Raw genomic sequence first — 26,936 nt, forward strand, 5'->3', positions numbered from 1 at the left:
TCTATCGCCTTAACGCGCGCGCCTTAACGCGCGCATCGCCTGGTGCGAACCTGACTGAAGTCAGGCTGCCCAGGTGCGATCTTGCCCCTGCAGGCGGCCCAGGAGCAGTTCTCCATGTCCACCCGTCTTGTCCGGAAGGTTCCGCACGCTCGCGTTGGTTGCGCCGGCTGGTCCATTCCTGTCGCGAAGCGCGACGCGTTCGGCCAAGGCGACAGCGTTCTCTCGCGCTATGCGACGGTGTTCGACGCCGTCGAAATAAACTCCTCTTTCTACCGGCCCCATCAACGCAGGACGTACGAGCGTTGGGCAGCGAGCGTCCCGGCGTCGTTCCGGTTCTCGGCCAAAGTGCCAAAGAACATTTCCCACGTTGCACGGCTGCGTGGCACCGCGGGATTGCTGGATCGCTTCATCGCGGAAGTGACCGGACTCGGAGATCGTCTGTCGGTCTTGCTGCTGCAATTGCCGCCAAGCCTCGACTTTCATGCGCGCGATGCGGGTGCCTTCTTGCGCACGCTCAGGGAGCGGTGGACGGGTGGGTGCGTCTGCGAGCCGCGCCATTCCAGCTGGTTCACGGCGCAGGCGCGCGATAGCCTGGCCGAGTTCGACGTGGGCATGGTTGCGGCCGACCCGCCACCGTGCGATGAGGCGCGCGTACCGGCAGAGGGACCGTTCCGATACTGGCGTTTGCACGGGTCGCCGAAGATGTACTACAGCGCCTATTCCCAGGACGAGCTTTCGCGTCTCGCTGGACAGGTGTCGCGCGTGTCGATGGCAGAGTCGCCGTGGGTGATTTTCGACAATACCGCCGCCGGGCACGCCATTCCGGATGCGCTGGCGCTGCTGGAACTGCTGGCAGCACAGACGGAGTGAGTGATGGTGTTCGCGGAACTGCCGCCTGGGCGCGTCACGCACCCGCAGGTGCCATCGACTCCCTGAGATCAAGCATCGGGCCTTGCGGAACGTTGGTGACGCCCGTGGAGGGTCGGTCGAGATCGATGACCAGCGTAACGGCGAGCGTCAGCAGCACGAACATCAGCGTCGTGGCCCTGCGCTGGGAGCCGCGTTCGTAGCCGACCATTCCCGCGGCCAGCAGGGCGAAGAGCGCCAGGAAGCGCAGGATCCTGGGAGGGATGTGCGCCTGCCGCGTCGCGAAGCGTTCGGCTGCCAGGTCGATCGATTCGTTGGTCGTGCTGATCAGCAGGGCCGCGCGCGGGGTGTCACGGAACGGCGCAACCACTGCCATGAGCGAGTTCCACAACTGCGTCTGCTGCGTCTCGGTCGCCTTGTACAGCCGCACCTCCTCGTCGGCCGTGCGGGCGTGTCCGAACGCGATGCGGGTGTCCACGTAGCGCCGCAGCAGGGATTCCATCTGTTTCCGTTCGCCCCCGTCCAGCAGCTGCATGCGCAGCCACGTGGTTCCCAGGGCATTGGCTTCGCTGACCACCAGCTCGCGCCGGCTCTCGTAGCGCGCCAGCGCGATGGAGAAGGTGAAACCGATCAGCAGCGCCAGCAGGCCCAGGACCGAGGTCATGGCGAAGGCATCGCCGTCGCTGCCGCCTTCGCGCGCTGCGCGTCGGTCACGCAGATACTTTCCGACCTCTCGCGCGAGCACCATCCCCGCAAAGAACGCCAGCGAGATGACCCACAACGGAAGGCGGGTAAATGTCAGAAATTCCATGAGCCTGCCTTGGTCACTTCGGAAAGAGCAGAGTGAAGGCGAACCGCAGGCCCCATTCGGCACCACTGTCGGGGGCCTCGATGTAATAGCGCACGCCGCCCTGATAACTGACCAGTTGCTCGCCGATCTTGCTGACCTTGCTGTAACCGATGTTGATCGGCACGGTCCACTGCTCGCCTTTCCAGTCGTACGTCGATTCCAGGTTGACGGTGACGGTGCGGCCCTGGCCCAGGCCCCTGGACACGAACGGCTGCAGGAACGTGCTGCTGATGTCGGCGCGATCTTCATCGCCGGCGAACGACCAGACATGGTTCACCAGTGCGCCGAAGGTCCAGCCGGCATGGGTCTGCTTGAGCACGACGGCGGTCGGCCCTGCGCCCCACTTTTCCGTGCCGAGCAGGTCGTCGCTTGCGGTGGGCAGGTTCAGTACCGGTCCGACGCCCCAGATCCAGCCCGAACGGGTCGGTGCCTTGGGCGAGAAGAAGAAGGACTGCAGTACGTCGCCCGTGCCGAACTGGCTGCCGGAGCCAGGGAAGATGTCGTCCTGGTAGACGATCGGAATGATCGTGCGCGAGATCAGGTTCCAGTCCTCGCTGATCGAGACCGGAATCACCGGCTGTACGTTCAGGAAGGTCTTGCTGCCGTCATCGGAAGGCCCGATGCCGTCGTCGTAGTTGAGTTGCAGTGGCACGCTGATCAGGCTGGCTACCGGATTGGAAAGCTGTTTCGCCAGTTCGTCTGCGTCCTGCGCGTGGGCGGGGCAGACGATCGATGATGCGCAGAGTGTGAAAGCAACTGCCGCTCGGAGCGCCATCATCACGGAGTCCTTGGCCATCCGGTCGTGCCGGTGCACGGATCGTACTAGCGGCGACGCGCGATGACTCTCACAGAAGAATCACGTCGCCAGAACCGTGCCCTGTATTCAACGTGCGCCTTCACATTTCTGATCAGGGATGAGAGCGGATGTTCGAGGCGAATGCGTGATCGCATTCACGCTGTTTGCACGCAGCGCGATCAACCTTAAGGAACTGTTCATCGCTGTTGCGGATGCGCGAACGCTCCGCGACAGAGGCAATGTCAGTGAGTTGTCGCGCGTTTGTGTGGGGGCTGCATGCAGTTCGGGCATCGCCGCGGACGTCGGCGGTGTCACGCAAGTCGAACATTCAGGACGAACGATCGGCGACAGAGGGCTCGCATGGTGGGATTGCGGCGAAGCGCATCGCAACACAATCGCGAGCCAGTCTGGCGCGTTGCGATCCATGGCTTGCGCTCGCTGCTGATGAGCATGGTGTTGTGTGCGGCGAGCCTGCCGGCGTTCGCAGTGGACCTGCAGGTCTCCGACCTGTCCGACACCGGATCTGATCCCACACCCGCCGGCGGTGTGGTGACCTACAGCATCACCGTCGAGAATGCCGATGTGGATGTCGCGGACGGCGCCTACGTCCTGCTCGATCTGCCGCCGGGCACCACCGCGACCAGCCTGCCGCCGTTCTGCACGGTCAACGCCGTCGTGCCCACGCGTATCGAGTGCAACCTGGGAAGCCTGGAAGGCGTGTTGGCCGGTGGCGATCCTGTCACCTTCCAGATCCAGGTGGACACAGGCGCGCTGCCGCCTGGACTGATCACCATCAATGCCGCCGTCGGGCAGCAACCCCTGCCAGATCCGAACATTCCCCTGGCTGACCTGCCGGACACCGATCCGTTCTTCGCAGGCGATGACAACCTCGACAACAACCGCGCCTCGCAAAGCACCACCCTGATCGATTCGGCCGATCTGTCTATGGCCAAGTCGGCCTCGCCCAATCCGGCCGTGGCCGGCGGCTTCGTCACCTTCACCATCGCCGTCACCAACAACGGCCCAAGCGCGGCGACCAACTTCAGCGTTACCGACTCGCTGCCAACCGGCCTGAACTATGTCAACGGGAGCGCGAGCGGCACGGGCTGGGTGTTCACCAGTGCACCCAACGGAACCTTCCCCGGCACGCTGCCGGCCGGCCAGACCGCCACCTACACGTTCCAGGCGCAGGTCACCTCGACCAGCGGCAGCGTGGTCAACAGCGCCAACGTCACGGCGGTCGGCACGCCCGATCCGGATCCGACGAACAACGTCGATGACGTTTCCGTCGGCATCGGCGAAGGCGCCGACATGCGCATCAACAAGAGCGTCAGCCCGGCGCCGGCGACCGCGGGCCAGACCGTCACGTTCACCATAGTCGTGGAGAACGAAGGCCCGGGCGCCGCCGAGAACGTCAGCTTCACCGATCCGATGCCGCCGGGCTTCAACATCACCGGCGGCAACGAACCCGCCGGATGGACGTGTACCACCGGACCCCTCGGCGGCCAGCGGACCTGCAATCACAACGGCCCCTATCCCGCCGGCTCGAGCGACACGTTCACCATCACCGCAACGGTGCCGTCGAGCGGCCCGGGCAGCAGTGGCGACCAGACCAACGTCGCCACGGTCACTTCGAGCACGGCCGACCCGGCCCCGAACGACAACAGCAGCAGTGTCACCTTCACGGTGCTGACTCCGGGCGCCGACCTGGCGCTGACCAAGAACAAGCAGCCTGAACTGGTGAATGTCTGGGACGGCACCGAGCCCGATCTAGACAGCCAGATGACGACCACCATCAACGTCACCAACCAGGGGCCGGACACGGTTACCGGGCAGCTGGTGGTGGTTGACACGCTCGCGCCGGGCGAACAGTTCCTGGGTGGCGGGCCCACGCCGCCATGGACCTGCACGGCGGCGCCGGCCATATATGTAGGCCCGGGTGTGCCTCAGGTCGTGACCTGCACGCTGGATTCGTCGGCATTGCCATTGCCGGCCGGGCAGGGTGCGCCGCCGCTGACCATCACCACGCGCGCCCGCGAAGCCGGCACGCTGACCAACAACGCCTGCACCGGCGGTTCGGGCGGATCGCTGGAGCCGATCACCTCCGGCGGCGCCAACGTGGATGGCAACCCGGGCAACGACTGCTCCGGCGACGGCAGCGGCAGCACCGTGCAGGCGGCCGACCTGAGCATCACCAAGCAGACCAATGGACCGGGCACCGGAGACAACACGCTGCCGGTCACCTACACGAGCTTCACGTACACGATCGTCGTCAGCAATGCCGGCCCGAACGGTACGCCGGCCATCGTCGTCAACGATCCGATCCCCGGATTCATCGCCGGTCGCAGCAGCGCCTCGGTGGTCGGCCCGCCGGCCTGGACCTGCAGCGTTGATGGCGGCGGCAGCGTGGTGTGCCGCTCGGGCTCGACGATCCTGGCCGCGGGTGCCAGCGCGACAATCACCGTCACCGTGAACGGGCCGCTCGACGACAGCGCATTGCGGCCGGCCGGAACGTGCGGCTCGGTCGCGATGCCGGCCGGATCGTGGTGCAACACCGCCGGCGTCGCCGTCGATCCGGCGATTCCCGGCGCGATCGGCGAAGTTGACGACAGCAACAACAGCGCGTCGGACTTTGTCCGCATCCCGCGCGTGGCAAATGTGCAGACCACGGCCAAGACGATCACCACCGGCGCGACGGGCCAGGTGGGCGTGCCCAGCGATTCGCGCATCGACTACCGCAACGAGGGCCCTTCGACCGCGCCGGCGGTGGTGTTCCGCGATGTCATCGGTCTGCCGCCGAACGATTCGGGCTTCGTGGTCGTCTCGGCGACGCGTGATGGTGCCGGTACGACCGCGTGCACCGCCGTCGGCGGCCCCAACGTGACAACCGTGCCCTCGCCGGAGGGGCCACGCTTCCACACCCAGGGCGGGCCGGCGGGCGAGGTCACCATCACCTGCACGCCGCTCGACATGGCCAGCGGCCAGACCAACAGCCTGAGCGTGCAGATCATTCCGATCTTCAACCTGACCGGCAACCCGGCGCGCGCATTCCCCGACACGGCCACGTTCTTCTTCGACCGCAACGCAGACGGCGCCGCGGACCCGAGCGGCGGCACCGATGCCTCCGGTGACTTCGAGTTCAACACCGTTGCCACCAATGCGGACGATGTGAAGGCGGCGGCGTTGACGTTCGCGGCAGGTGAAGTCGACCTGATCACCAACAAGGTGGATATCGGTTTCACCGGCGGCGTCGACCCGATGGGCTACGACCCGACCGACACCAGCCAGAACTTCGTCACCTACCGCATCACCGTCGTCAACAACGGTGGCCCCTCGGTGGCGACCGGGGTGAACATCACCGACGTGATCTCGCCGCAGGCGGGGGCTACGGTGCGTTACGACGGCGCATCGGCGACCGCAGGTGGCCCCTACGACGCATCGGCGTGCACGATTGTTTCCGGAACCAATCCGGTAACGGGACCGGCGACGCTGACCCTGAACTGCGTGATGCCGGGCGCCGGCTTCCCGACCAACCAGGCCGGCGTCATAGGCGTGAACGCCGAGAGCGCCCTGTACATCCACGTTCAGTATCTGTCTCCGCCCGCGGCGACCGGCGACACGCTGGTCGACAGCGCCACCTCCGCAGCCAACGAAGGCGACACGCAGCCAGGCAACAACAGCGAGAACGAGAACACCAGCATCCGCACCCGCACCGACCTGGCGGTGTCGAAGACCACCGTCACGCAGACGCCGGCCGCCAGCCCGGCCGTGGCGCTGCCGCCGACGGTCGATCCGGTCACGGTGCGCGAACCGTTCTTCTATGTGATCGAAGCGGTAAACAACGGTCCGGGTTCCAGCCTCACCCTCGATCGCAGTGGCACCAATCCGCTGAACGGGCCGGGCACGCGCATTGTCGACACGTTGCCGGCGGGCGTGATCGTCACCGGCCCGATCACGTGGCAGAAGGTCGGCCCCGATCCGCCGGGCGGCGACGAGGTTCCCAACGGCACCGGCACCTGCACGCTCAACGGCAGCGCGATCGATTGCTCGGTGGGCGACCTGACGTTCGTCCCCGGAACCGGCGGCCGCGTCCGCATCCTGGTGCCGGCACGCTGGGATGCGGTGCCTCCAGGCGGTACCAGCAGCAACACCGCTACGGTTTCGACCCAGCAGGTCGACAACATCAACGGCAACGACACCGTGACGGTGCCGCTGGGCGTGATCGCCTCGTCAATCACCGGCACCGTGTTCGAGGACCGCGACCGCACCGGAACCAACGGCGGCGTGCCGCAGGACGCGGGCACCGAGCCGCGCATTCCAGGCGTGGCCCTGGCGCTGGCCGGCACCGACGTCTATGGCAATGCGATCAGCCTGACCGCGACGACCGATGGCAGCGGCAACTTCACGTTCGGCGAACTTTCGCCTTCCGATGCCAGCGGTTACGCAATCACGCAGACGCAGCCTGCCGGATTCGTGAACGGGCCAGTCGATCCGCCGGCCACGGGCGCCAACGCGCCTTCGCTGGGCGGCACCTATGCACGCGGCACGCCCAACTCGAGTTTCGCGACCATTCCCGTGGGTCGCCAGGATGCGGGCGTCCGCTACAACTTCCCGGAACTGATCAACGCCAGCCTGTCGGGCTTCGTCTATTCGGATGTCAACTTCAACAACACCCGCGACGCGGGAACCGACCTGCCGATCGTCGGCGCGACGGTCGAACTGCTCAATGCCGCCACCAGCGCGGTGCTGCAGACCGCCACCACCGATGGCAACGGCGCATACAGCTTCGTCAATCTCGACCCGCTGATCGTCTACACGCTGCGCGAGCCGCTGCCGGCAGGCAACTTCAACAACGCGCCGTTGTCGGTGAACCCGGGCCTGGTCAGCGGCGCGCCGTGTGCAACCGGTTGCGTACGCGGCACTGCGGTTGGCGGCGACCCGCTCACCACGGACCGCATCTCTACCATCGACCTGGCAGTCGGGAACGGGCAGGGCACCGTTTTCAACTTTGGCGAGAACCCGCAGGACGTCGCGCTCAGCGGCCGTGTCTGGCTCGACCTCGACAACGATGGCGTCATCGATACCGGCGAGAGCGGCATCACCAACATCGGCATCCGCCTGGCCGGCATCAACTCCAGCGGCCTGCCTGTGCTGCGCGAGACCACGACCGATGCCGACGGCAACTACGCCTTCGCCGGGTTCGAGCCGGGTACCTACACGCTGACCGAACTGACCCAGCCAGCGGGCACGTTCAATGGCCTCACCGTGCCGGGCACGCTCGGCGGCACCGCCACCGACCTGGCGACGACGCCGTCGGCGATCAGCGGCGTCGTGACCACGGCTGGCGTGGCCGGCACCGGCTACAACTTCGGCGAGATCCAGCCGGCCTCGATCGCGGGCCGGGTGTTCTACGACTTCAACAATGATGGCGTGTTCGACAGCGGCGAAGCGGGCGTGGCCACGGTCGCGATCACGCTCGCTGGTACTGCCGACACCGGCGCGGCCGTCAACACCAGCGTCAACAGCGACGCCAATGGCGCGTTCACGTTCCCGGACCTGCGCCCGGGCACGTACACGTTGACCGAGCCGACGCAACCGCCGGGCACCAACAACGGCATCACCACCGCAGGCACCATCAACGGAACGCCCAGCGGCACGGCGACGCCGGTCGCGACCGTGCCGTCGGCGATCTCGAACATTGCGTTGCCTGCAGGCGGCGCCTCGGTCGAGAACCTGTTCGGCGAGATCGCCGATGGGTCGATCTCGGGCCGCGTCTGGCTCGACGACAACAACAACGGCGTGATCGACGCCGGCGAGAACGGCCTGCCCAACGAGCAGATCCAGCTTGGCGGCATCGTCAGCGGCGGCGGCGCGATCACGCGCAGCGTCATCACGCTTGCCGACGGCACCTGGTCGTTCACCAGCCTGCCGCCGGGCACGTACATCGTCACCCAGCCGAACCAGCCTCCTGGCACGCTCAGCGGCACCACCGTCGCCGGCACCGGCGGCGGCACGGCCACCGGTGCGGCGACGACGCCGTCGACGGTCATCGGCATATCGCTGGCGATCAGCCAGGCAGCCACGGGTTACAACTTCGGCGAGATCCCGCCGGGCCAGGTGATCGGCCGCGTCTACACCGACGTGAACCGCGACGGGACCCAGGATGGCGGTGAGGTCGGAATCACCAATGTGTCGATGGTCCTGAGCGGCACCGACGACCTTGGGCAGTCCGTCAGCATCACCCAGAACACCAACCAGTTCGGCATCTTCCAGTTCGAGAACCTGCGGCCCGGCCTGTACCGCGTCACCGAACCCAACCAGCCGCCGAACACCACCGATGGCGTCACTCGCCACGGCGACATCAACGGCACCCGCGTCGGTGAATCGACGGCGACGGGCGAGCTGCCTTCGGAGATCCGCGCCATCGCGCTGACGCCTGGCCGTTCGCATCTGAACAACTTCTTCGGCGAATTCCCGACCGGCTCGGTATCGGGACGCGTCTGGCTGGACCTGGACAACGACGGCGTCATCGATGCCGAAGAAACCGGTATCGCCGGAGTCGAGATCCTGCTCGCGGGCATCACGCCGACCGGGCAGCGTTTCGACCTGACCCAGACCACCGACGCGGAGGGCCGCTACATCTTCAACGGGCTGCCGCCGTCGCAGGTCATTACCTTGACCGAGCCCAACCAGCCGGCGGGCACCGTGAATGGCATCACCGTGCCGGGCAGCTCGGGCGGTGTCGCCACCGCACCCAACACCGTGCCGTCGAAGATCGACCAGATCGGACTCAACCTCAACGAAGCAGCCACCGATTACAACTTCGGCGAAGCGCCAGGCGCATCGATCGCCGGCAAGGTCTACATCGACGAGAACCTCAACGGTGCGTTTGATGCCGGCGAGCCGGGCATCCCGAACGTGATCGTCACGCTCACCGGCAACGACGACCTCGGCCAGACCGTCAACGCGCCACTGCCGGCGCTGGCGATGGCGCTGGTGGTCAACGGTTCCATCGCGACCGACGGCAATGGCGATTACATCTTCGACACGCTGCGTCCGGGCACCTACACCGTGACCGAGCCCGACCAGCCGCCGCTGACCACCGACGGCGTGACCACGCCGGGCACGGTCAATGGCGTGCCGGATGGAACGGCGACACCGCGCGGCACGCTGCCATCGGCGATCAGCTCGATCGTGCTGACGCCGGGCGCGGCCGCGGTCGGCGCCAACTTCGGCGAGATCGCCGACTCGCCTGACCTCAAGGTCAGCAAGACCGCGGCGCCGGCGCAGTTCACCGTCAACAACATCGGCACCTACAGCATCCGCGTGCGCAACACCGGGCCCAAGCCGACCGCCGGCAACTATGTGGTCGAAGATCGCCTGCCGCCGGGCCTGACCCTGGCCGCGACGCCGACCGGCAATGGCTGGGCCTGCACCGGCACGGTCGGCGAGACGCAACTGAGCTGCACCAGCAGCACCGTGATCGCGCGCGACCAGGTCAACCCGGATGCGATCGTCGTGCAGGCGAGGGTTGCCGAGGCGGCACTGGCCAGTTCGCCGGTGATCAACGCCGTGCTTGTCGAAGGCGGCGGCGAAGACCAGGCGCACGTGCCGTCGGCCGCCGAGCGTGCCGCGTTCAATGGTGACGTGGCGGGATTGCCGGACTGCGACCCGGCGATCACGCAGAACGCCTGCCGCGTTGCCACGCCCATCCAGCTGGCATCTGCGGTCTCCGGCACGGTGTGGTTCGACGGCGGCAGCGACGACACGCACCTGGACGGCGGTGACCGCCGCCTCGACGGCTGGCGCGTCGAGCTGGTCGATCCGGCCACCAACACGGTCATCGCCGATGCGACCACCGCGGCCGACGGCACGTACCGAATCCGCGACCTGATCCCGGGCGTGCGCCACTACGTTCGCTTCCGCCATCCGACCTCCGGCGTGTTGTGGGGCTTCCCGGTCACCGGCGAAACCGCCGGCGGGCCACCGGCGCCGTGCGGCCCGGATGCTGCCATCGCCGGCGGCACGGCAAGTACCTGCCGCGTGACCGACCAGAACATCAGCCAGCTCGAAGTGGTCCTGCAGTCGGGCGCGGAACTGCCGCAGCAGAGCCTGCCGGTCGATCCGGGCGGCGTGGTCTACGACGTGGTCAGTCGCGATCCGGTGCCGGGTTCCGTCGTCACGCTGGCACCGACGGGCGTGTGCGCCGGTTTCGATCCGGCGACCTCGATCCTCAACGGTGGCGCGGGCGGTTACAGCATCGATGGCAACAACATCTCGATGCCGGTTGATGCCAACGGCTTCTACCAGTTCCTGTTCGCGCCGTCGGCGCCTGCGCGTTGCGACTACACCTTGCGGGTGACCCCGCCGGGCGGCTTCACCTTCCCGTCGGCGGTGATCCCGGCGCAGCCCAATGCACTGAGCCCGCCGGGCGCGGTCGGCACCACGTTCGAAGTGCAGCCGCAGGCGACCGCGCCGAGCGCGCCGATCGGCGCGGGCACCACGTACTACCTGTCCCTCAATGCAGGCTCGGCCACCGCCAGCATCGTCCACAACCACATCCCGCTCGATCCGTCGTCCGCCCCGGGCCTGGTGATCAGCAAGACCGGCGACCGCCAGATCGTCGAGGTCGGCGACACGCTGATGTACACGATCACCATCCGCCAGACTGCTGGCTCGCCGATGGAGACGGTAAACGTCGTCGACAACCTGCCGCCGGGCTTCACCTACATAGACGGCACCGCGCGTGCCGACGGCCACGGCATCGCCGATCCGGCGGGCAAGCCCGGCCCGAGACTGGTCTTCACCACCGGGCCGATCTCGGTGGGCCAGCAGATCATCCTGACGTACCGCGTCCGCATCGGCGTCGGCTCGATGCAGGGCGACGGCATCAACCGCGCGCAGGCCTACGGCTGCTCGATCACCGGTGGCTGCGTGGATCCAGATACGCTGCAGCCGCTGCCGGGCGTGGTGCCGTCGAACCAGGCGCAGTATCGCGTGCGCGTCACCGGCGGCGTGTTCACCGACGAAGGCTGCGTGCTCGGCAAGATCTACGTCGACACCAACAACAACCAGATGCAGGACCACGAAGAGCTCGGCATCCCGGGCGTGCGGATGTACTTCGAGGACGGCACCTGGATGGTCAGCGACTCGGAGGGCAAGTACAGCTACTGCGGCCTGCCGCCCAAGAGCCATACGCTGAAGGTTGACGAGAGCACGTTGCCGGTCGGATCGCGCCTGGTTGCCAGCAGCAACCGCAACCTCGGCGATGCCGACAGCCTGTTCATCGATCTCAAGAATGGCGAACTGCACCGCGCCGACTTCATCGAAGGCAGCGGTTCCAACGCCGTGCTCGAGCAGGTCAAGGCTCGTCGCACCCAGGGCGAAGTGGCCGCACCGCAGAGCGAAGTCGGCCAGGCCTCGCTGCAGTTCGAAACACAGCCGCTGCGTGCGCCAGTGCAGGCGACCAGTTCGGCCAACCAGCAGCCTTCGATCGTCGCACCGCGTGGGGCGAGGGAAGGGCAGGGCGCTGGCGTGGTGGCACCGGCCGCTACGGCACCGATCCCGTCGACGACACCGGCCGCGAACACACCGGCCGTCGACTCGGCCCTGCCCACCGGAGGTATGCCGACACCGGCGTCGCCGCAGCCACAATCGACGACGCCGCCGGAACCGTTGTCCAGCAACCCGCAGCTGACGCCGGTCGAAGCCGCTGCCAACAGCGAAGTGCCGCGCTTCGTGCCGGCGCTGGGTGACCCGGCACCGCTGTATCCGCAATCGCCGCAGACCACGGACTCGTTGCCGCAGGCGGTGCCGGTGCAGTCGGGCCAGGTGGACTACAGCGTCAACTCGTCCGTCGCCACGGTGGCGGTCGATGTCGACCGCGACGGTGTGCCAGCCGACGGCCAGTCGCCGGTGCACGTGGTCGTGCAACTGCTCGGCGAGGACGGCAAGCCGCTGGCCGGGCAGGCCTTCGCCACCATCGAATACAGCGGCGGCCGGGTGAAGCTGCCAGGCGCGCGCACCGACGAACTGGGGCCGGCGCACCTGGATGCCGACCGCTACACGCCGGGCATCCAGCTGCCAGTCGACAACGGCCGCGCCGAGTTCGACCTGCTCGCCCCGGACGTGCCGCAGGACGTGATCCTGCGCATCACCTCCGGCGGCCAGACCGCCGAGAACACCCTGGCGTTCCTGCCGGAGATGCGCGAACTGCTCGCCACCGGCCTGATCGAGGGCGTCATCAACTTCCGCGACAGGAGCCCGATCGATCCGGTGCGCCGTGACGACGGCTTCGATCGGGACATCCGCCGCTGGGAGAAGGAGTTCAACAACGGCAAGGCCAACGCCGCCGCGCGCACCGCGTTCTTCGTCAAGGGCCGGATCAAGGGCGAGTACCTGCTGACCGCCGCCTACGACTCCGACAAGGACGTGCGCGGCCGCCTGCTGCGCGACATCCAGCCCGAGGAGTTCTATCCGGTCTACGGCGATTCCTCGCTGCGTGGCTTCGACGCGCAGTCGGCCGAGCGCCTGTACGTGCGCATCGACAAGAACCGAAGCTACCTGATGTATGGCGACTTCCAGAGCGGCGAGACGCTGGCCGTGCAGACCGGCGTGGGCAACCGCGGCCAGATCCGCATGCGCAGCCTGGGCACCTACAACCGCACCGCCACCGGCCTGGGCTGGCACTTCGAGAGCAAGAAGGTCAGCGGCAACGTGTTCGCGTTCGAGGATTCGCTGCGGCAGGTGATCGACGAGTTCCCGAGCCAGGGCAGCGGCCCGTACGGCCTGAGCAACAACGCCGTGCTCGAAGGCAGCGAGCGCGTCGAGGTGATCGTTCGCGATCGCAACCAGCCCTCGCGGATCATTTCCGTGCGGCCGCTGGGGCGGCTGGTCGACTACAGCTTCGAGCCGTTCTCCGGGCGCATCCTGCTCAATACCTTCCTGCCGGGCTTCGACACCGAACTCAACCCGGTCTCGCTGCGGGTGACCTACGAGCTTGACCAGGGCACCGAGAAGTTCTGGGTCTACGGCACCGACGTGCAGTGGCGCATCACCAACAAGTTCGAGATCGGCGGATCGTACGTGCAGGACGAGAACCCGTTCGCCGAGTTCAAGATGGCCAGCGCCAACCGGGCTACCGCTTCGGCAAGAACACCTGGATGGTGCTGGAGGCCGCGCGCACGCAGAGCGAGGTCAACACCAACCCGATCAACCAGTACGCGACGCCGGCACTCAGCGGCCTGAGCGGCGAGGTCGAGGGCGATGCTTACCGCTTCGAGTTCGGCCACGACGGCAAGAACCTCGACGTCAGCGTGTTCGGCGCGCGCACCGATCCGGAATTCAACAACGCTGCCTCGCCGCTGTACGGCGGTCGCGGCGAGTACAGCGTGGAAGTCGAATACGCGGTCGGTCAGCGCTTCGAACTGTATGTCGAGGCCCTGCGCAGCGAGGACCGCAACCCGCAGGGCGGCGAGCGCGACGCCGCCGGCGCCGGCATCCGCATCGACGCGACCAAGCGGCTGACCCTCGACTTCGGCGTGCGTACCATCGACGAGACCATCGGCATCACCTCGCCGTGGTCGATCTCGCCGCCGTTCGGTTCCAGTGGCGGACTCAGCGGCGGCTTCGCCTCCGGTGCCGGCGGCGGCGCGCTCGGCTATGGCCAGCAGCCGCTGGATCCGGCCACCGGCCTGCCGGTGATCCGCAGCAACGGCAGCGTGCCGACGTCCGACCTGCCGGTCGGCACCGAGCTGTCGTCCGATACGGTGCATGCCGGCGTCGGCTACGTGATCAACGACAAGTTCGTGGTCGGTGGCGAGTACGAGCAGGACGTCAACGGCGAGGATCGCAACCGCGTCGCCCTCGGCGTCGACTACCGCCTGCGCGAGCGCAATCGCCTGTACGGCCGCTACGAGCGCCAGACTGGCCTGACCAGCGCCTATGGCATCACCACCAACGACCGCGAAAGCGACGCGCTGGTGTTCGGCATCGACAGCACCTACATCAAGGACACGCAGGTGTTCAGCGAATACCGCATGCGCGATGCGATCAGCGGCCGCGACATCCAGATGGCCTCGGGCATCCGCAACTCCTGGGACATCAAGGAAGGCCTGCGCCTGACCACCGACGCCGAGCACGTGCGCATCTACGATGGCGACACCGGCGATGCCACCGCGCTGGCATTCGGGCTGGACTACAGCGCCAACCCGCTGTGGCGCGGCGCGGCGCGGATCGAGTACCGCATCTCGGGCGATGTCGACTCCACGGCCAACGTCGACGAGGAGTTCGACACCACGCTGCTGCAGCTGTTGTACGCACGCAAGATCAGCCGCGACTGGACGCTGCTGGCGCGCAACTACCTGCTGGCCACCAACTACCAGGCCCGCGGCGACGTCATGCAGGACCGCTTCCAGCTCGGCGTGGCCTACCGCGACACCGACCGCAACCGCATCAATGCCCTGGCGCGTTACGAGTACAAGCTCGAGGAAGACGACAGCGGCATCGTCAACGGCAGCCTGACCGGCGGCGACATCGGCCAGGACGTGCGCACGCGCGCCCACATCTTCTCCACCCATGCCGACTGGCACCCGCTGCGGCCGTGGTGGCTGACCGGACGCGTCGCGGCCAAGTGGCAGGAGGACCGGTTCTCCTTCAATGACGGCAAGCGCGTGGACAGCCGCTTCCGCGGGGTGCTGGTCTCAGGCCGCGTGATCTACGACATCACCGAGAACTGGGACATCGGCGTGCTGGCGTCCAGCTTCTTCGGCGACAACGACGCCAACCAGTACGCGTACGGCGTCGAGGTCGGCCGGTTGCTCAAGCAGAACCTGTGGCTGTCGGCGGGCTACAACTTCGTCGGCTTCGTCGGCGATCCGGACCTGACCGGCTACGAGTACACCGACGAGGGCGCGTTCGTCCGCCTGCGCTTCAAGTTCGACGAAGACCTGTTCCTGAGAGACGACGACCGCTACCGCAAGCCGGAGCAGTGAGGACGGACATGACCATCGCATCGACGCCACTGTTGATCGGCCTGCTGCTGGCAATCGCGCCGGCGCCCCTGCTTGCGCAGGCTACGGACGCGCAGGCCGGCGACACGCAGCTGACCCCGGCCCCGAAACGGATCACCGACGAATCGATCTACCGCGACGAATCAACCTACCAGGCCACGCAGGACCGCATCCAGGCGCTCAACGACGGCGGCCGGCCGGTACGGGACTACCACCTGTCGAAGGCGCAGTGCTGGCTCGACGTGTCCTTCCACGAGTACAGCCGCAACGACCGCAGCGATTTCCCGCAGGGTGCGCTGAACGAGTCTGCGAAGTTGATCACCGCGATGGAGCAGGGCGTGACGCCGCTGCCGAACGAAACGCCAGCGGTGAACAACGCCGCCCGCCTGCGCGAGGATCTGTGGAAACGCTTCGGCGCGATCTACGGCACGCCCGGCTACGAATGCGCGCAGCAGGCGATGGCCTGCGGCGAGGTCGAGCTGGTCCACGCCGGCAACGAGTTCAACCAGCAAGGCTGGCGCCACGCCAAGCCCTATGTGCAGATGGCGGAGGACTACGTCAACGACGCCGAGGCGCTGGCGCGCAACTGCACGCCGGTGCCGCAGAACATGGAGCTGACCGCGAACCTGCTGTTCGACTTCGATCGCGATTCGATGAAGCAGGTTCGGCCCGATTCGATGCGCGCCGTCACCGAGGCGCTGGCGCGCGTCAAGGACGAGAGCCTGAAGGTCACCTCGGTGCGCCTGATTGGCCACGCCGACCGCATCCAGGGTCCGAACCGGCAGTACAACGAAGATCTGTCGAAACGCCGCGCGATGGCCGTGCGCGAGTACCTGGTCGGGCAGGGCATCCCGGCGGACGCCATCAGCTACGAATGGCGCGGTGACCGCGAGCCGGTGCAGACCTGCGAAGGCGTTCCGGCGAAGTCGCTGCACGAATGCCTGTTGCCCAATCGTCGTGTCGAGGTGAAGTTCGACGTGCAGCGCTGAGGCTGCACGCGTGCGCAACCGGCGTCACTCGTGCTTGTGCGGCCGGTGAGCCGGCGCCGCGCCCTCCTGCAACGGCACACCTTCCCAGTGCGCCGGCGCAACCATCTTCGGCAGCTCCGGATCGGCCTCGTAGTTCGGCGACATGATCTGCACGCCAGCCGCATTGAACTCGTCCTGGATGTGGGAGTGCAGCTCGGTCAGCACGAACGGCCGCAGGAACGGCTCCAGGATCCGCGCGCGCAGCTTGTACTCGACATAGAAGTCCGACAGCGCCGTCTGCAGCACGTAAGGCGCCGGGGTCTGCTGGATCTTCGCGGTCCTGGCAGCGGCGTCGAGCAGCAACCGGTGCACCTGCCGCCACGGCGAGTCGTAGCCGATTGTCACGCCGGTCTCCAGCCACAGGCCGGGGCCGTCGGGATTGCGTGAGTAGTTGTGCAGCTGGCCGCCGAGCACGACGTTGTTGGGGATGCTGATCTCCACGCCCATCAGGTTACGCAGCCGCGTGGTGAACAGGCCGATCTGCAGGACCTGGCCGTCAACATCGCCGATCCGCACCAGGTCGCCGATCGCCATCGTGCGCGCATACAGCAGGGTGAAGCCGCCCGCAGCCTGGCCGACGATGCTCGACGCGCCGAGCGAGATCATCAGGCCGACCAGCACGCTCAGGCCCTTGAATGCATCGGTCTGCGCACCGGGCAGGTAGGGGTAGGCCATGGCCACCGCGAACAGCCATATCACCGCCACCAGCAGCTTGCGCGTGGGTTCGGCGAGCTGGTCGTCGATGCCGAACAACTGGAAGCGACCGCTCTGCACGGCGCGGAACGTCATGCCCAGGGTCTGCGTCAGCACGCGGGCCAGGAACAGGATCACGAACGCCGCGACCAGGCCAGGCACCGCCGCTGCAATGGCCTGGCCCCACGACGAGAACAGGTCGACGATCCAGCCGGTCATGCGCTGCGACCACGGCTGGGTGAAGCCGAACTGGCCCAGCACATAGCGCAGCCACTCCTCCAGCACCAGCAGCGCGACCAGCCACAACACCAGGCGCTTGAGCCAGTTGACGAAGGTGCGCATGCTGGTGACGACGTGGCGCGTGGATTCCTGGCGCAGCGTTTGCACCCGGCCTTCGATCCAGCGCTGGAAGCGCGATTCGACCTGCCGGCGCAACCACAGCAGCACCAGCATCACCAGCGCGGCGATGACCGTTGCCATCAGGCACTTGAGGATGGCGTTGATCAGTTGGCGCGGCGCGTGGTCGCGCTCGGCGGCCGCCACGGCCTGGCCCAGGTTGCGCGCGATCCGGGCGCGCGCCTGGTCCATCGTCTCGTGGTTGAGCGCGTCCAGATCGTCGGGCGTGACCATCCCCACCAGTTGCCCGCCCAGCATCAGCATCGAACCCTGCGGGATGTTCTGGAACTCGACCTTCGGCGTCCCCGGCAACTGCACCACGCGCTCGATGTTGGCTTCGGCGGTGCGCGCGCGCAGCTCGGGCGAACGGCCGAGGAAGGTGCTGCGCAGGGTCAGGATGTCGCGGTTGAAGAACTTGACCGTGGCTTCGGCCGCCGGCGGCGGGGCGGCATCCGCATCGGCGGGGGCGGTGACGTCGTCCAGCGTCGGCAGCGCGGCAGTTGCCGACGACGCCAGCGAAACCCCCGCCAGCAGCACCATGGCGAGCACCACCGCGCGCAGGTGCCGGACTGGACCGGGCCGCGAAGCAAGACCGTTTGCTGTGCTCATGTATGTCCTGGCGTTGGCATCCCCGGGGGCGCACGGCCGAGCCGCCCGCGACCCCGTACCCGCGGCGGCACGCCATGTTTACCGCACAACGACGTCAAGGGCGCGTGGCGGCGGCCAGGCGGGCTGCCCGGCAGGCTGCCCGGCTGGCGCTGCCCGGCTGGCGCTGCCGCAATGTGAACCAGGGTCCTTCGGGCATGACTTCCGATGCTGGTCAGCCGGGCCGATTTGCGCTCAGCTCCCAAGTGGGCAGGACCGGCACAGCCAGTCTGGGGCAAGTTGCCGCATGGGACGCAGCAACCGCCGCCGCCAACCCAGTACAGGCCCGCGAGGGCCGTTCATACCGCTATTCATTTGGGGAAGTTGATGCGTCGTTTTCTGGTTTCCGCGATCGCGCTGGCACTGGCCGGCACCTGTGTCACCGCCATGGCTGCTGCACCGATGTCCACGTCCACTGTCCAGTCGTCCACCACCACGCAATTGCCGCGCAACGTCCGGCCGACGCACTACGACGTGGCGATCACGCCGCATGCGCAGTCGCTGACGTTCGACGGCCAGGTGACGATCACCCTGGACGTGCTCGAGCCGACCGCGAGCATCACCCTGCAGGCGATCGATATTACCTTCGCCTCGGTCAAGCTGACGCCGGCCAGCGGCAAGGGCAAGTCCGCCACGCCGAAGGTCGCCGTCGATGCCGACGCACAGACCGCCACCTTCACCTTCGACAAGCCGCTCGCCGTGGGGAGCTATCGCCTGGCGATGGACTACGCCGGCAAGATCGGCACCCAGGCCAACGGCCTGTTCGCGATCGACTACGACACCAGGGCCGGCAAGAAGCGCGCGCTGTTCACCCAGTTCGAGAATTCCGATGCGCGACGCATGATCCCCTCGTGGGACGAGCCGTCGCACAAGGCCACCTTCACTCTCGAAGCAACCGTGCCGAGCGGCGAGATGGCGGTCAGCAACATGCCGGCCACCGCGACCACCGATGCAGGCAACGGCATGACCCGCGTGCGCTTCGAGCAGTCGCCGAAGATGTCGACCTACCTGCTGTTCTTCAGCGTCGGCGAGTTCGACCGCGCCACCGCCAAAATGGGCGACACCGAGGTCGGCGTGGTCACCCAGAAGGGCGTGGTCGACCAGGCGCGCTTCGCGCTGGCTTCCTCGGTCGATGTGCTGCGCGAGTACAACGATTACTTCGGCACGCCTTACCCGCTGCCCAAGCTCGACAACGTCGCCTCGCCGGGCGCCAGCCAGTTCTTCAGCGCCATGGAAAACTGGGGCGCGATCTTCACCTTCGAACACACCCTGCTGCTCGACCCGGGCTTCTCGACACAGTCCGACAAGCAGCGCGTGTTCTCCGTCGCCGCGCACGAGATCGCCCACCAGTGGTTCGGCGACCTGGTGACTATGAGCTGGTGGGACGACCTGTGGCTCAACGAAGGCTTCGCCACCTGGATGGCCTCGCGCACCACGCAGAAGCTGCATCCGGAATGGAACACGCGCCTGTACTCCGTGTCGGGCCGCGAAGGCGCGATGAGCCGCGATGCGGTGGCCACCACCCATCCGGTGGTGCAGCACGTGGAAACCGTCGAGCAGGCCAGCCAGGCCTTCGACGCGATCACCTACCAGAAGGGCGGCGCGGTGATCCGCATGCTCGAAGGCTACGTCGGCGAAGACGCGTGGCGCGAGGGCGTGCGCAACTACATGAAGGCGCATGCCTATGGCAACACGGTGTCGGACGATCTGTGGAAGCAGGTGCAGTCCGCCGCCGGCAAGCCGATCCTCGATATCGCCCACGATTTCACCCTGCAGCCGGGCATCCCGATGATCACCGTCGAGTCGGCGACCTGCAGCAACGGCAAGACCACGCTCAAGCTGAGCCAGGGCGAGTTCACCAAGGACCGTCCCGGCAAGCAGCCGTTGTCGTGGCGCGTGCCGGTGATCGCGCAGTCCGTGGGCGGTGAGCCGGTGCGCACGATAGTCGAGGGCGGTTCCGGTTCGCTCGACGTGCCCGGTTGTGGCCCGGTCGTGGTCAATGCCGGCCAGAGCGGCTACTACCGCACGTTGTACTCGGCGCAGCAGTTCGCATCGATCCGCGATGGTTTCGCCAAGCTCGAGCCGATCGACCAGCTCGGCCTGATGAGCGACACCTGGGCGCTTGGCATGGGCGGTCTGCAGTCGCCGGCCAACTACCTGGATCTGGTCAAGGCCACGCCGGCCGGCGCCGACCCGCAGATCTGGGAGGATATCGCCGGCAAGCTCGACGGCCTCAACGACTACTACCAGGGTGACGTCGCGCGCCAGACCCGCTTCCGCCGCTTCGCCATCGCCCAGCTGGCGCCGGTGTTCGCGCGCGTTGGCTGGAACGAGAAGCAGGGCGAGTCCGATCCGGTCAAGATCCTGCGCACGCACCTGATCGAGACGCTCAGCGCGCTGGGCGACGACAAGGTGGTGGCCGAGGCGCGCCGTCGCTACGCCGCGCAGGACAAGGATCCGGCGGCCATGCCGGCGGCGCTGCGCAAGACCATCCTCGGCGTTGTCGCGTATCACGCCGATGCCGCAACGTGGGACAAGCTGCACGCCGAAGCGAAGGCTGAAACCACGCCGCTGATGAAGGACGAGCTGTACCAGATGCTGTCCTCGACGCAGGACCAGGCGCTGGCGCAGCGCGCGCTCGATCTGGCCCTGACCGACGAACCGGGTGCGACCAACAGCGCCGGCATGATCCGCGCCGTCGCCTCGCAGCACGCGGACCTGGCGTTCGATTTCGCGATCGCGCACCTGGCCGATATCGACAAGCGCGTCGACTCGTCCTCGCGCAGCCGCTACTACCCGGGCCTGGCCAACCAGTCGCTGGATCCGGCGATGATCGGCAAGGTCCAGGCGTACGCCGAACAGCACCTGGCCGCCGGTTCCCGCCGCGACGCCGACACCGCGGTCGCCAACGTGACGTACCGTTTGAAGGTGCGCAACGAGCGCCTGCCGGACGTGGATGCCTGGTTGAAGAAGCACGGCAGCTGACGCCCGCATCGAGCCCCTCTCCCGCGCGCGGGAGAGGGGTTGGGGTGAGGGTGTGCTGAAGGTATGCGTCCTCGTTGTGATTGCATCGCGCCCACTCCGACGTGGCGGCGTCCGCCGGGCCGGGGATTGCTCCGCCCCTTAGTCGGACATCCTTGTCCGATGCGGGGCGCGGGACATCCATGTCCCGCTGCGGATCAATCCCCGGCCCGTCGAACGACGCTTCAGTAATTCATTGCCCGGTCTTCGTCCGGAAAGCCGTCGTTCCCGCCTTCGCGGGAATGACGGGCGCGCGTCTTTTCTTTTTGAACCACTGGATCCTTTCGCGGGCGTTCGGGACCGAGCTCACCGAGCGGACGCGCGAATGAGTAGGGCACGGACACCGCCTTGTATCCAACCAGCCCGAGTCCGACCCTTGCAGCCACATCACGCGGACAGCGCAAGACCGCCAACACGCGAAGTCAATGAAACGGCTGCAACTTCGGCAAGGAGGGGGTGGGGTGTATTCCGTGAACGATTAACGGAGCGAAGCGGAGGTTCACGGAATGCACCCCACCTCCTCCCCCACTGACCACGCGTACAAAAGAACAACGGGCCCAAGCGGCCCGTTATCCCTCACCCCAACCCCTCTCCCGCAAGCGGGAGGGGCTCAAGACGCAGCCTCAAGGATCGAAGAGAGCTCGCGCGCAAGCTGTGCATGATCGATCGGCTTGCGCAGGACCGTGCGCAGCATGTTGGACGGCAGCGCCTGATCGCCGACGCGGTCGGCCAGGCCCGTGTAGAGCAGCACCGGCAACTGCGGCGCGACCGACTGCAGCGACTGCGCCAACTGGATGCCGGTGATCGACGGCATCGAGTGATCGGTGATCAGCAACTGGTAGTGCGCCGGCGACTGCCGCACACGCTCCAGCACCTGCGCCGGAGCGGCAATGAAATCGGCTTCCACACCCCAGCCCGACAACAGCTCGCACATGAACTCCCCGACACTGCGCTCATCGTCCACCACCAGAACGCGCCCTTTCAGACGCGGATGCGCCGACGGCGTGCTCGCACGTTGCTGGCTCACGACCTCGTCCGCCTCCACCTCGCACACCGGCAACAGCACCCGGAACGTGGTGCCGCGCCCCGGCTCGGACTCGACCAGCAGATGGCCGCCGTGCTCATGCACGATGCCGTGCACGGTGGCCAGGCCCATGCCCGCACCCTTGCCCGGCGGCTTGGTGGAGAAGAACGGATCGAATATGCGCTCCAGCACGGCCGGCTCGATGCCCGGGCCCGTGTCGGCGATGGCGATTTCGACGTAGTTGCCGCATACCGGCTGCTGGCAGGCGCTGCATAGCCGCCCGTCCTCTTTCGCTTCGTGCAGCACTATCTGCAAGCGGCCCGCGCCCTGCATCGCATCGCAGGCATTCAGGCACAGGTTGAGCATGACCTGGCCAAACTGCACCGGATCGAAGCTCACGGCGCCGACGCCAACCACCACATCGACGTCCACGTCGACATCGCACGGAATGCTCGGGCGCAGCACGGCCAGGTTCTGTTCGATGCACTGGGCAGGATCGAGCACGCGCGGCTCGCCCTTCTGGCCGCGGCTGAACATCAGCATCTGCTGGATCAGATCGCGTGCGCGCTCGCACGATTGCAGCGCGTGTTCCAGATAGCCGCCCAGGCGAGCGTCGCCACCGCCGACGCTGCGCTCGGAAGCCAGGGCCACATAACCCATGATGCTGGCGAGCAGGTTGTTGAAGTCGTGGGCGATGCCGCCAGTGAGGTGCCCCAGCGCCTCCATCTTCTTGGCCTGCAGCAGCTGCGCCTCGAGCCGGCAGCGGCTCTGTTCGGCATCGATGCGCTCGGTGATGTCGCGCAGGTAGCCGATGAAGATCCGCCCCGACGGGCTCTCGTCCACGCCGATGGCCAGTTCTGCCGGGAACTCGCTGCCGTCGGCGCGCAGCGCAGTGACTTCCAGTCGCCGTTGCAGGTACGGCCCGGGACCACCGGACAGGAAGCGCTGCATTCCCTGGCGGTGACGCTCGCGGTAGCGCTCGGGGATGATCAGCTCGGCCAGCGACTGACCGAGCGCCTCGCGCTCGCGGTAACCGAAGCAGGTCTCCGCGGCCGGATTGAACTTGATGATGGTGCCGTGCTCGTCCATGGCGATGATGCAGTCCAGCGCCGCGTTGACGGTGGCGCGCAGGTGCTCGGCATTGCGCTGCGCGGCCTCTTCGGCGAGCTTGCGTTCGGTGATGTCGCGCATGAAGGCCAGGATGCGCGGCTTTCCGCCGATGTTGGCCGACTTCAGGAACACCTCGTCCCAGTGCAGGCTGCCGTCCTTGTTGCGACGGCGCCATTCGAAGCGTGCAGAGCCGTGTTCGCGTGCGATCTCAAGATGCGCGGCGGCGTCGGCTCCGGTGTAGGGCGGCTCGCCGGAGCCGAGCTTGTCGACGGCAATGTGCAGCAGTTCCTCATGGCTGTAGCCGGAGGTCGAACAGGCCTTCGGATTGACGTCGACGATGCGGTCGGCGGCCTGGTCGTAAACGATGATCGCGTCCTCGCTGGCCTCGAAGATTTGCCGGTAGCTGACCTGCGAGGCCAGCAGCGCGGCATCGGCGCGCTGGCGCTCGATCTCCGCGGATGCACGCACGGCGAAGATCTTCATCACCGACTCGATGAACTCGGCCTGCTCCAGCGGGCGGCGCGAGACGATCGAAATCAGCCCCAGTGGCCGGCCCTGGGTGTCGGTGAGCGGATAGCCGGCATAGCCCTCGGCACCCAGTTCGATGAAGTCGTCATCGAGCGGGAACAGGTTGCCCAGTCCCGCCGGGTAGATGCGGAAGCCATGGCCGACGACCGTGTCGCAGGCGGTATTGGCCAGGGCGTAGTCGAAGTTCTCGCGCGGCGCGCCGTCGGCGACGAAGGACAGCACCCGCATCATGCCCGGGTCCTCCTCGCGCATCTCGGCGATGAAGGCCACGTCGACGTCGACGATCGCACCCAGGTACCGCGACAGCTCCACGAACAGATCGCGCCCGCGCGCGCTCGACACCGCCAGCGCGGAGCTGCTCAGTGCCGTTTCGATCTGCTTGCGCCGGGTGATGTCGGTGGCGATGCCGCAGACGGCGTACGGCATGCCATCCACATCCAGCAGCGGGAACTTGGCCGCAAGGTACGTGCGCTGTTCGCCAGCGAAGACACCGCTCTCCTCGAACTCCATCGCGCGCGCCTCCATCAGCACGCGCATGTCGTTGCGGCGCAGGCCCGCGGCCTGTTCGGCGGGGAAGAGGTCGCGGTCGCTGCGGCCGATGATCGCCGTCGCGTCCTGGCCGGTCAGGCGTTCGAACTCGCGATTGACGAACAGGTAGCGGCCGCCGCGGTCCTTGGCGAACACCGCCGCCGAGGTGTTGTCGAGCACCTGCTGCAGGCGCAGTTCGCTGTCGCGCAGTGCGCGCTCGCGTTCGGCGGCGAGATCGAGCGCGGCATTCCGGGAGGGAAGGTCGCCGGGCGTCATGACAGTGCTCCGCAGCAGGCGTGGATCGAGTATAGGAGTGCGCGACGTCGCCGCGGCCCACTGTTACGCGGCAGAAACAATTCCGCCCGCGACGGTTACGTGGAGGGCGCGAACATGTAGCCGACGCCGCGAACCGTGCGGATCGCGCGCGGGTTGTCGGGGTCGACCTCCACCTTGCGCCGCAGCCTGGCGATGCGGATGTCGATGGAGCGGTCGAACGGCTCCCATTCACGATTGTGGGTGAGGGTCAGGATCTGGTCGCGCGAGAGCGCCTTGCCAGGGTGCTCGTAGAGCACGCGCAACAGGTCGAACTCCATGTGCGTGACCATCACTTCCAGTCCGTCGGCGTCGAACACCTGGTGCGCATCGAGGTCGAGCGTGCAGCGGCCGAAGGGGACGCGACGGCCGGGACTGCTCGCCACGGGCGCTTCCGGCCGGGCCTGGATGCGCCGCAGCACGTTCTTGATGCGCGCCAGCAGCTCGCGCGGGTCGAATGGCTTGGCGACGTAGTCGTCGGCGCCGATCTCCAGCCCGACAATGCGGTCGATCACGTCGCCCGAGCCGGTGACCATGATGATGCCCACGTCGTAACGCTCGCGCAGGAACCGCGCCAGGCTCAGGCCGTCCTCGCCGGGCAGGCGGATGTCGAGCAGGACGATGTCCGGGGCCTCGCGTTCGAGTTCTGCGCGCATGGCGGTGCCGTCGCCGGCCTGCAGCGCACGGAAGTCATGCGTGCTCAAGGCCTCCACGAGCATCTCGCGGGTCGCCTGATCGTCGTCGACCACCAGCACACAGGGCGTATGCGCCATCACCGGCTCCTGCTTCCACAGTTACTGCACTGCAAGTATCGGCCGTCGTTACCCGCTGTTACAAACCCGCCGCGGGAGGACATCGGATCGATACGCGCGCTTTCTAGATTGGTCCCCATGCCGCCGGATTGGCCGACGGCACTTCCGAGAGGAACAGGGAGACCGCCATGAGCCGTTGCCCGCTTGCCCTGGATAGCAATCGCCTGCGCCGCCAGGTCCGCGCTGTCTACGAGCGCGTCGCCCGCGACCCGGCCAGCGGTTTCCATTTCCATACCGGCGCCGCCTATGCGGTGCAGCGGCTGGGTTACGACGAGGCGGCGCTGGCGGCACTGCCGACGGTGTGCACCGAGCGCTTTGCCGGTGTCGGCAATCCGTTCCGGATTGGCACGATCCCTGCCGGCGCCGTGGTGCTCGACCACGCCTGTGGCGCCGGCATGGACCTGCTGCTGGCCGCACGCGCGGTCGGTCCGCGGGGCCGGGCGATCGGCATCGACCTGACGGCGGCCATGCGCGCCTGCGCGATCGCGGCGGCGGCGGAAGCGGGGCTGCTGGATCGGGTGGAACTGCATGAGGGCACCTTCGAGGACCTGCCGGTTGCCGACGCCAGTGTCGACATCCTGATCTCAAACGGAGTTCTCAACCTCGCACCGGACAAACCGCGGGTGATGTCGGAGGTGATGCGCGTGTTGCGTCCCGGCGGCGCCCTCTACCTGGGCGACGTGGCGGTCGACCGCGAGCTGGCCGCAGGCGCCCGCGCCAACGCCGACCTGTGGGCCGCCTGCATCGGTGGCGCCTCGACCGAAACGACGCTGCTGCAGTTCATCACCGACAGCGGCCTGGAGCGTGCGCGCGTGTGCGAGCGCTTCGAGGCCTTCGCCGGCACCGGCATCGACCGCAAGTTCCACGGTCGCCTGCATGCCTATGGCGTCAACGTCCACGCGGTCAAGCCGCACGCGCTCGGCACGAAGAAATCACCGGCCTGAAGCCGGCAACCCAGGCGCCCGTGACAGGCGCCACCCACCGGAGAACCACCATGCTCAGGAAATACGTCATCGAAAGAAACATCAGCGGCATCGGCAAAGAGCCCTACGAAGCCCTGTGCGACGTCGCCCAGCGCTCCAACGAGGTGCTCGACCAGCTCGGCACCGGCGTGCAGTGGCTGCACTCGTATGTGGCCAACGACAAGACCTACTGCATCTACCTGGCCAGTGACGAGTCGTTGATCCGCGAACACGCGCAGCGTGCCGGGTTCCCCGCTGATGCAGTCGTCGAAGTGCAGTCGGTACTCGATCCGACCATGGCGCCTGCATGACCCGGCTGCCGATTCATGCCGGTGCGCAGTCGACATCGACGCC

The 26,936-nt window shown here is 67.2% G+C and carries 13 protein-coding genes; 8 read left to right on the top strand and 5 right to left on the bottom strand.

Features of this window, described 5'->3' with window-relative positions; translation table 11 throughout:
- The first annotated feature begins 114 nt into the window (after nucleotides 1–114).
- Nucleotides 115–870, top strand: a complete 756-nt coding sequence (locus AC1DER_RS15535; protein ID WP_477246313.1) for a DUF72 domain-containing protein — start codon at nucleotides 115–117, stop codon at nucleotides 868–870.
- 34 nt (nucleotides 871–904) lie between these two features.
- On the opposite strand, the gene AC1DER_RS15540 is transcribed toward AC1DER_RS15535, so the two are convergent.
- On the bottom strand, nucleotides 905–1,678 hold the full coding sequence (locus AC1DER_RS15540; RefSeq protein WP_477246311.1) for a bestrophin-like domain: 774 nt from the start codon (nucleotides 1,676–1,678) through the stop codon (nucleotides 905–907).
- Between the two features lie 13 nt (nucleotides 1,679–1,691).
- On the bottom strand, nucleotides 1,692–2,369 hold the full coding sequence (locus AC1DER_RS15545) for a transporter family protein (RefSeq protein ID WP_477246309.1): 678 nt from the start codon (nucleotides 2,367–2,369) through the stop codon (nucleotides 1,692–1,694).
- A 289-nt stretch (nucleotides 2,370–2,658) separates the two neighbouring features.
- Here AC1DER_RS15545 and AC1DER_RS15550 point away from each other — a divergent pair, with 289 nt between their 5' ends.
- From AC1DER_RS15550 to AC1DER_RS15565, 4 genes are read left to right on the top strand one after another with little or no spacing between them, the layout of a single operon-like run.
- Complete coding sequence (locus AC1DER_RS15550; protein WP_477246307.1) at nucleotides 2,659–2,958, top strand: hypothetical protein; 300 nt, start codon at nucleotides 2,659–2,661, stop codon at nucleotides 2,956–2,958.
- Nucleotides 2,958–13,760: an SdrD B-like domain-containing protein gene (locus AC1DER_RS15555; protein WP_477246305.1), complete on the top strand. Its 10,803-nt coding sequence runs from the start codon at nucleotides 2,958–2,960 to the stop codon at nucleotides 13,758–13,760. Before AC1DER_RS15550 ends, AC1DER_RS15555 begins: the two co-directional genes overlap by 1 nt.
- Nucleotides 13,676–15,505: a hypothetical protein gene (locus AC1DER_RS15560; RefSeq protein WP_477246303.1), complete on the top strand. Its 1,830-nt coding sequence runs from the start codon at nucleotides 13,676–13,678 to the stop codon at nucleotides 15,503–15,505. The genes AC1DER_RS15555 and AC1DER_RS15560 overlap by 85 nt, the downstream gene beginning before the upstream one ends.
- 8 nt (nucleotides 15,506–15,513) lie before the next feature.
- Nucleotides 15,514–16,512, top strand: a complete 999-nt coding sequence (locus tag AC1DER_RS15565) for an OmpA family protein (protein WP_477246301.1) — start codon at nucleotides 15,514–15,516, stop codon at nucleotides 16,510–16,512.
- A gap of 24 nt (nucleotides 16,513–16,536) precedes the next feature.
- On the opposite strand, the gene AC1DER_RS15570 is transcribed toward AC1DER_RS15565, so the two are convergent.
- Complete coding sequence (locus AC1DER_RS15570; RefSeq protein ID WP_477246299.1) at nucleotides 16,537–18,249, bottom strand: mechanosensitive ion channel family protein; 1,713 nt, start codon at nucleotides 18,247–18,249, stop codon at nucleotides 16,537–16,539.
- Nucleotides 18,250–18,612: 363 nt separating this feature from the next.
- On the opposite strand from AC1DER_RS15570, the gene AC1DER_RS15575 reads away from it, so the two are divergent.
- Entirely contained in the window at nucleotides 18,613–21,270 is a 2,658-nt protein-coding gene (locus AC1DER_RS15575; RefSeq protein WP_477246297.1) for a M1 family metallopeptidase, read from the top strand.
- Between the two features lie 646 nt (nucleotides 21,271–21,916).
- On the opposite strand, the gene AC1DER_RS15580 is transcribed toward AC1DER_RS15575, so the two are convergent.
- Nucleotides 21,917–24,772, bottom strand: coding sequence for a hybrid sensor histidine kinase/response regulator (locus tag AC1DER_RS15580; protein WP_477246295.1), 2,856 nt, complete (start codon nucleotides 24,770–24,772; stop codon nucleotides 21,917–21,919).
- Nucleotides 24,773–24,867: 95 nt separating this feature from the next.
- Nucleotides 24,868–25,581 carry a response regulator gene (locus AC1DER_RS15585; protein ID WP_477246293.1) on the bottom strand — a complete coding sequence of 238 codons (714 nt, stop codon included), beginning with the start codon at nucleotides 25,579–25,581 and terminating at the stop codon, nucleotides 24,868–24,870.
- Nucleotides 25,582–25,748: 167 nt separating this feature from the next.
- On the opposite strand from AC1DER_RS15585, the gene AC1DER_RS15590 reads away from it, so the two are divergent.
- Nucleotides 25,749–26,564, top strand: a complete 816-nt coding sequence (locus AC1DER_RS15590) for a methyltransferase domain-containing protein (protein WP_477246291.1) — start codon at nucleotides 25,749–25,751, stop codon at nucleotides 26,562–26,564.
- 50 nt (nucleotides 26,565–26,614) lie between these two features.
- The gene (locus AC1DER_RS15595; protein ID WP_477246289.1) at nucleotides 26,615–26,893 is read left to right on the top strand and encodes a DUF4242 domain-containing protein; all 279 of its coding nucleotides are present in this window, start codon (nucleotides 26,615–26,617) and stop codon (nucleotides 26,891–26,893) included.
- Nucleotides 26,894–26,936 lie beyond the last annotated feature (43 nt).

Source organism: Lysobacter sp. 05T417 (assembly GCF_056396405.1).

Coding starts and splice junctions, on each gene's coding strand:
- AC1DER_RS15535 (WP_477246313.1), top strand. CDS start 115: ATGTCCACCCGTCTTGTCCGGAAGGTTCCGCACGCTCGCGTTGGTTGC.
- AC1DER_RS15540 (WP_477246311.1), bottom strand. CDS start 1,678: ATGGAATTTCTGACATTTACCCGCCTTCCGTTGTGGGTCATCTCGCTG.
- AC1DER_RS15555 (WP_477246305.1), top strand. CDS start 2,958: ATGAGCATGGTGTTGTGTGCGGCGAGCCTGCCGGCGTTCGCAGTGGAC.
- AC1DER_RS15560 (WP_477246303.1), top strand. CDS start 13,676: ATGGTGCTGGAGGCCGCGCGCACGCAGAGCGAGGTCAACACCAACCCG.
- AC1DER_RS15565 (WP_477246301.1), top strand. CDS start 15,514: ATGACCATCGCATCGACGCCACTGTTGATCGGCCTGCTGCTGGCAATC.
- AC1DER_RS15570 (WP_477246299.1), bottom strand. CDS start 18,249: ATGAGCACAGCAAACGGTCTTGCTTCGCGGCCCGGTCCAGTCCGGCAC.
- AC1DER_RS15575 (WP_477246297.1), top strand. CDS start 18,613: ATGCGTCGTTTTCTGGTTTCCGCGATCGCGCTGGCACTGGCCGGCACC.
- AC1DER_RS15580 (WP_477246295.1), bottom strand. CDS start 24,772: ATGACGCCCGGCGACCTTCCCTCCCGGAATGCCGCGCTCGATCTCGCC.
- AC1DER_RS15585 (WP_477246293.1), bottom strand. CDS start 25,581: ATGGCGCATACGCCCTGTGTGCTGGTGGTCGACGACGATCAGGCGACC.
- AC1DER_RS15590 (WP_477246291.1), top strand. CDS start 25,749: ATGAGCCGTTGCCCGCTTGCCCTGGATAGCAATCGCCTGCGCCGCCAG.
- AC1DER_RS15595 (WP_477246289.1), top strand. CDS start 26,615: ATGCTCAGGAAATACGTCATCGAAAGAAACATCAGCGGCATCGGCAAA.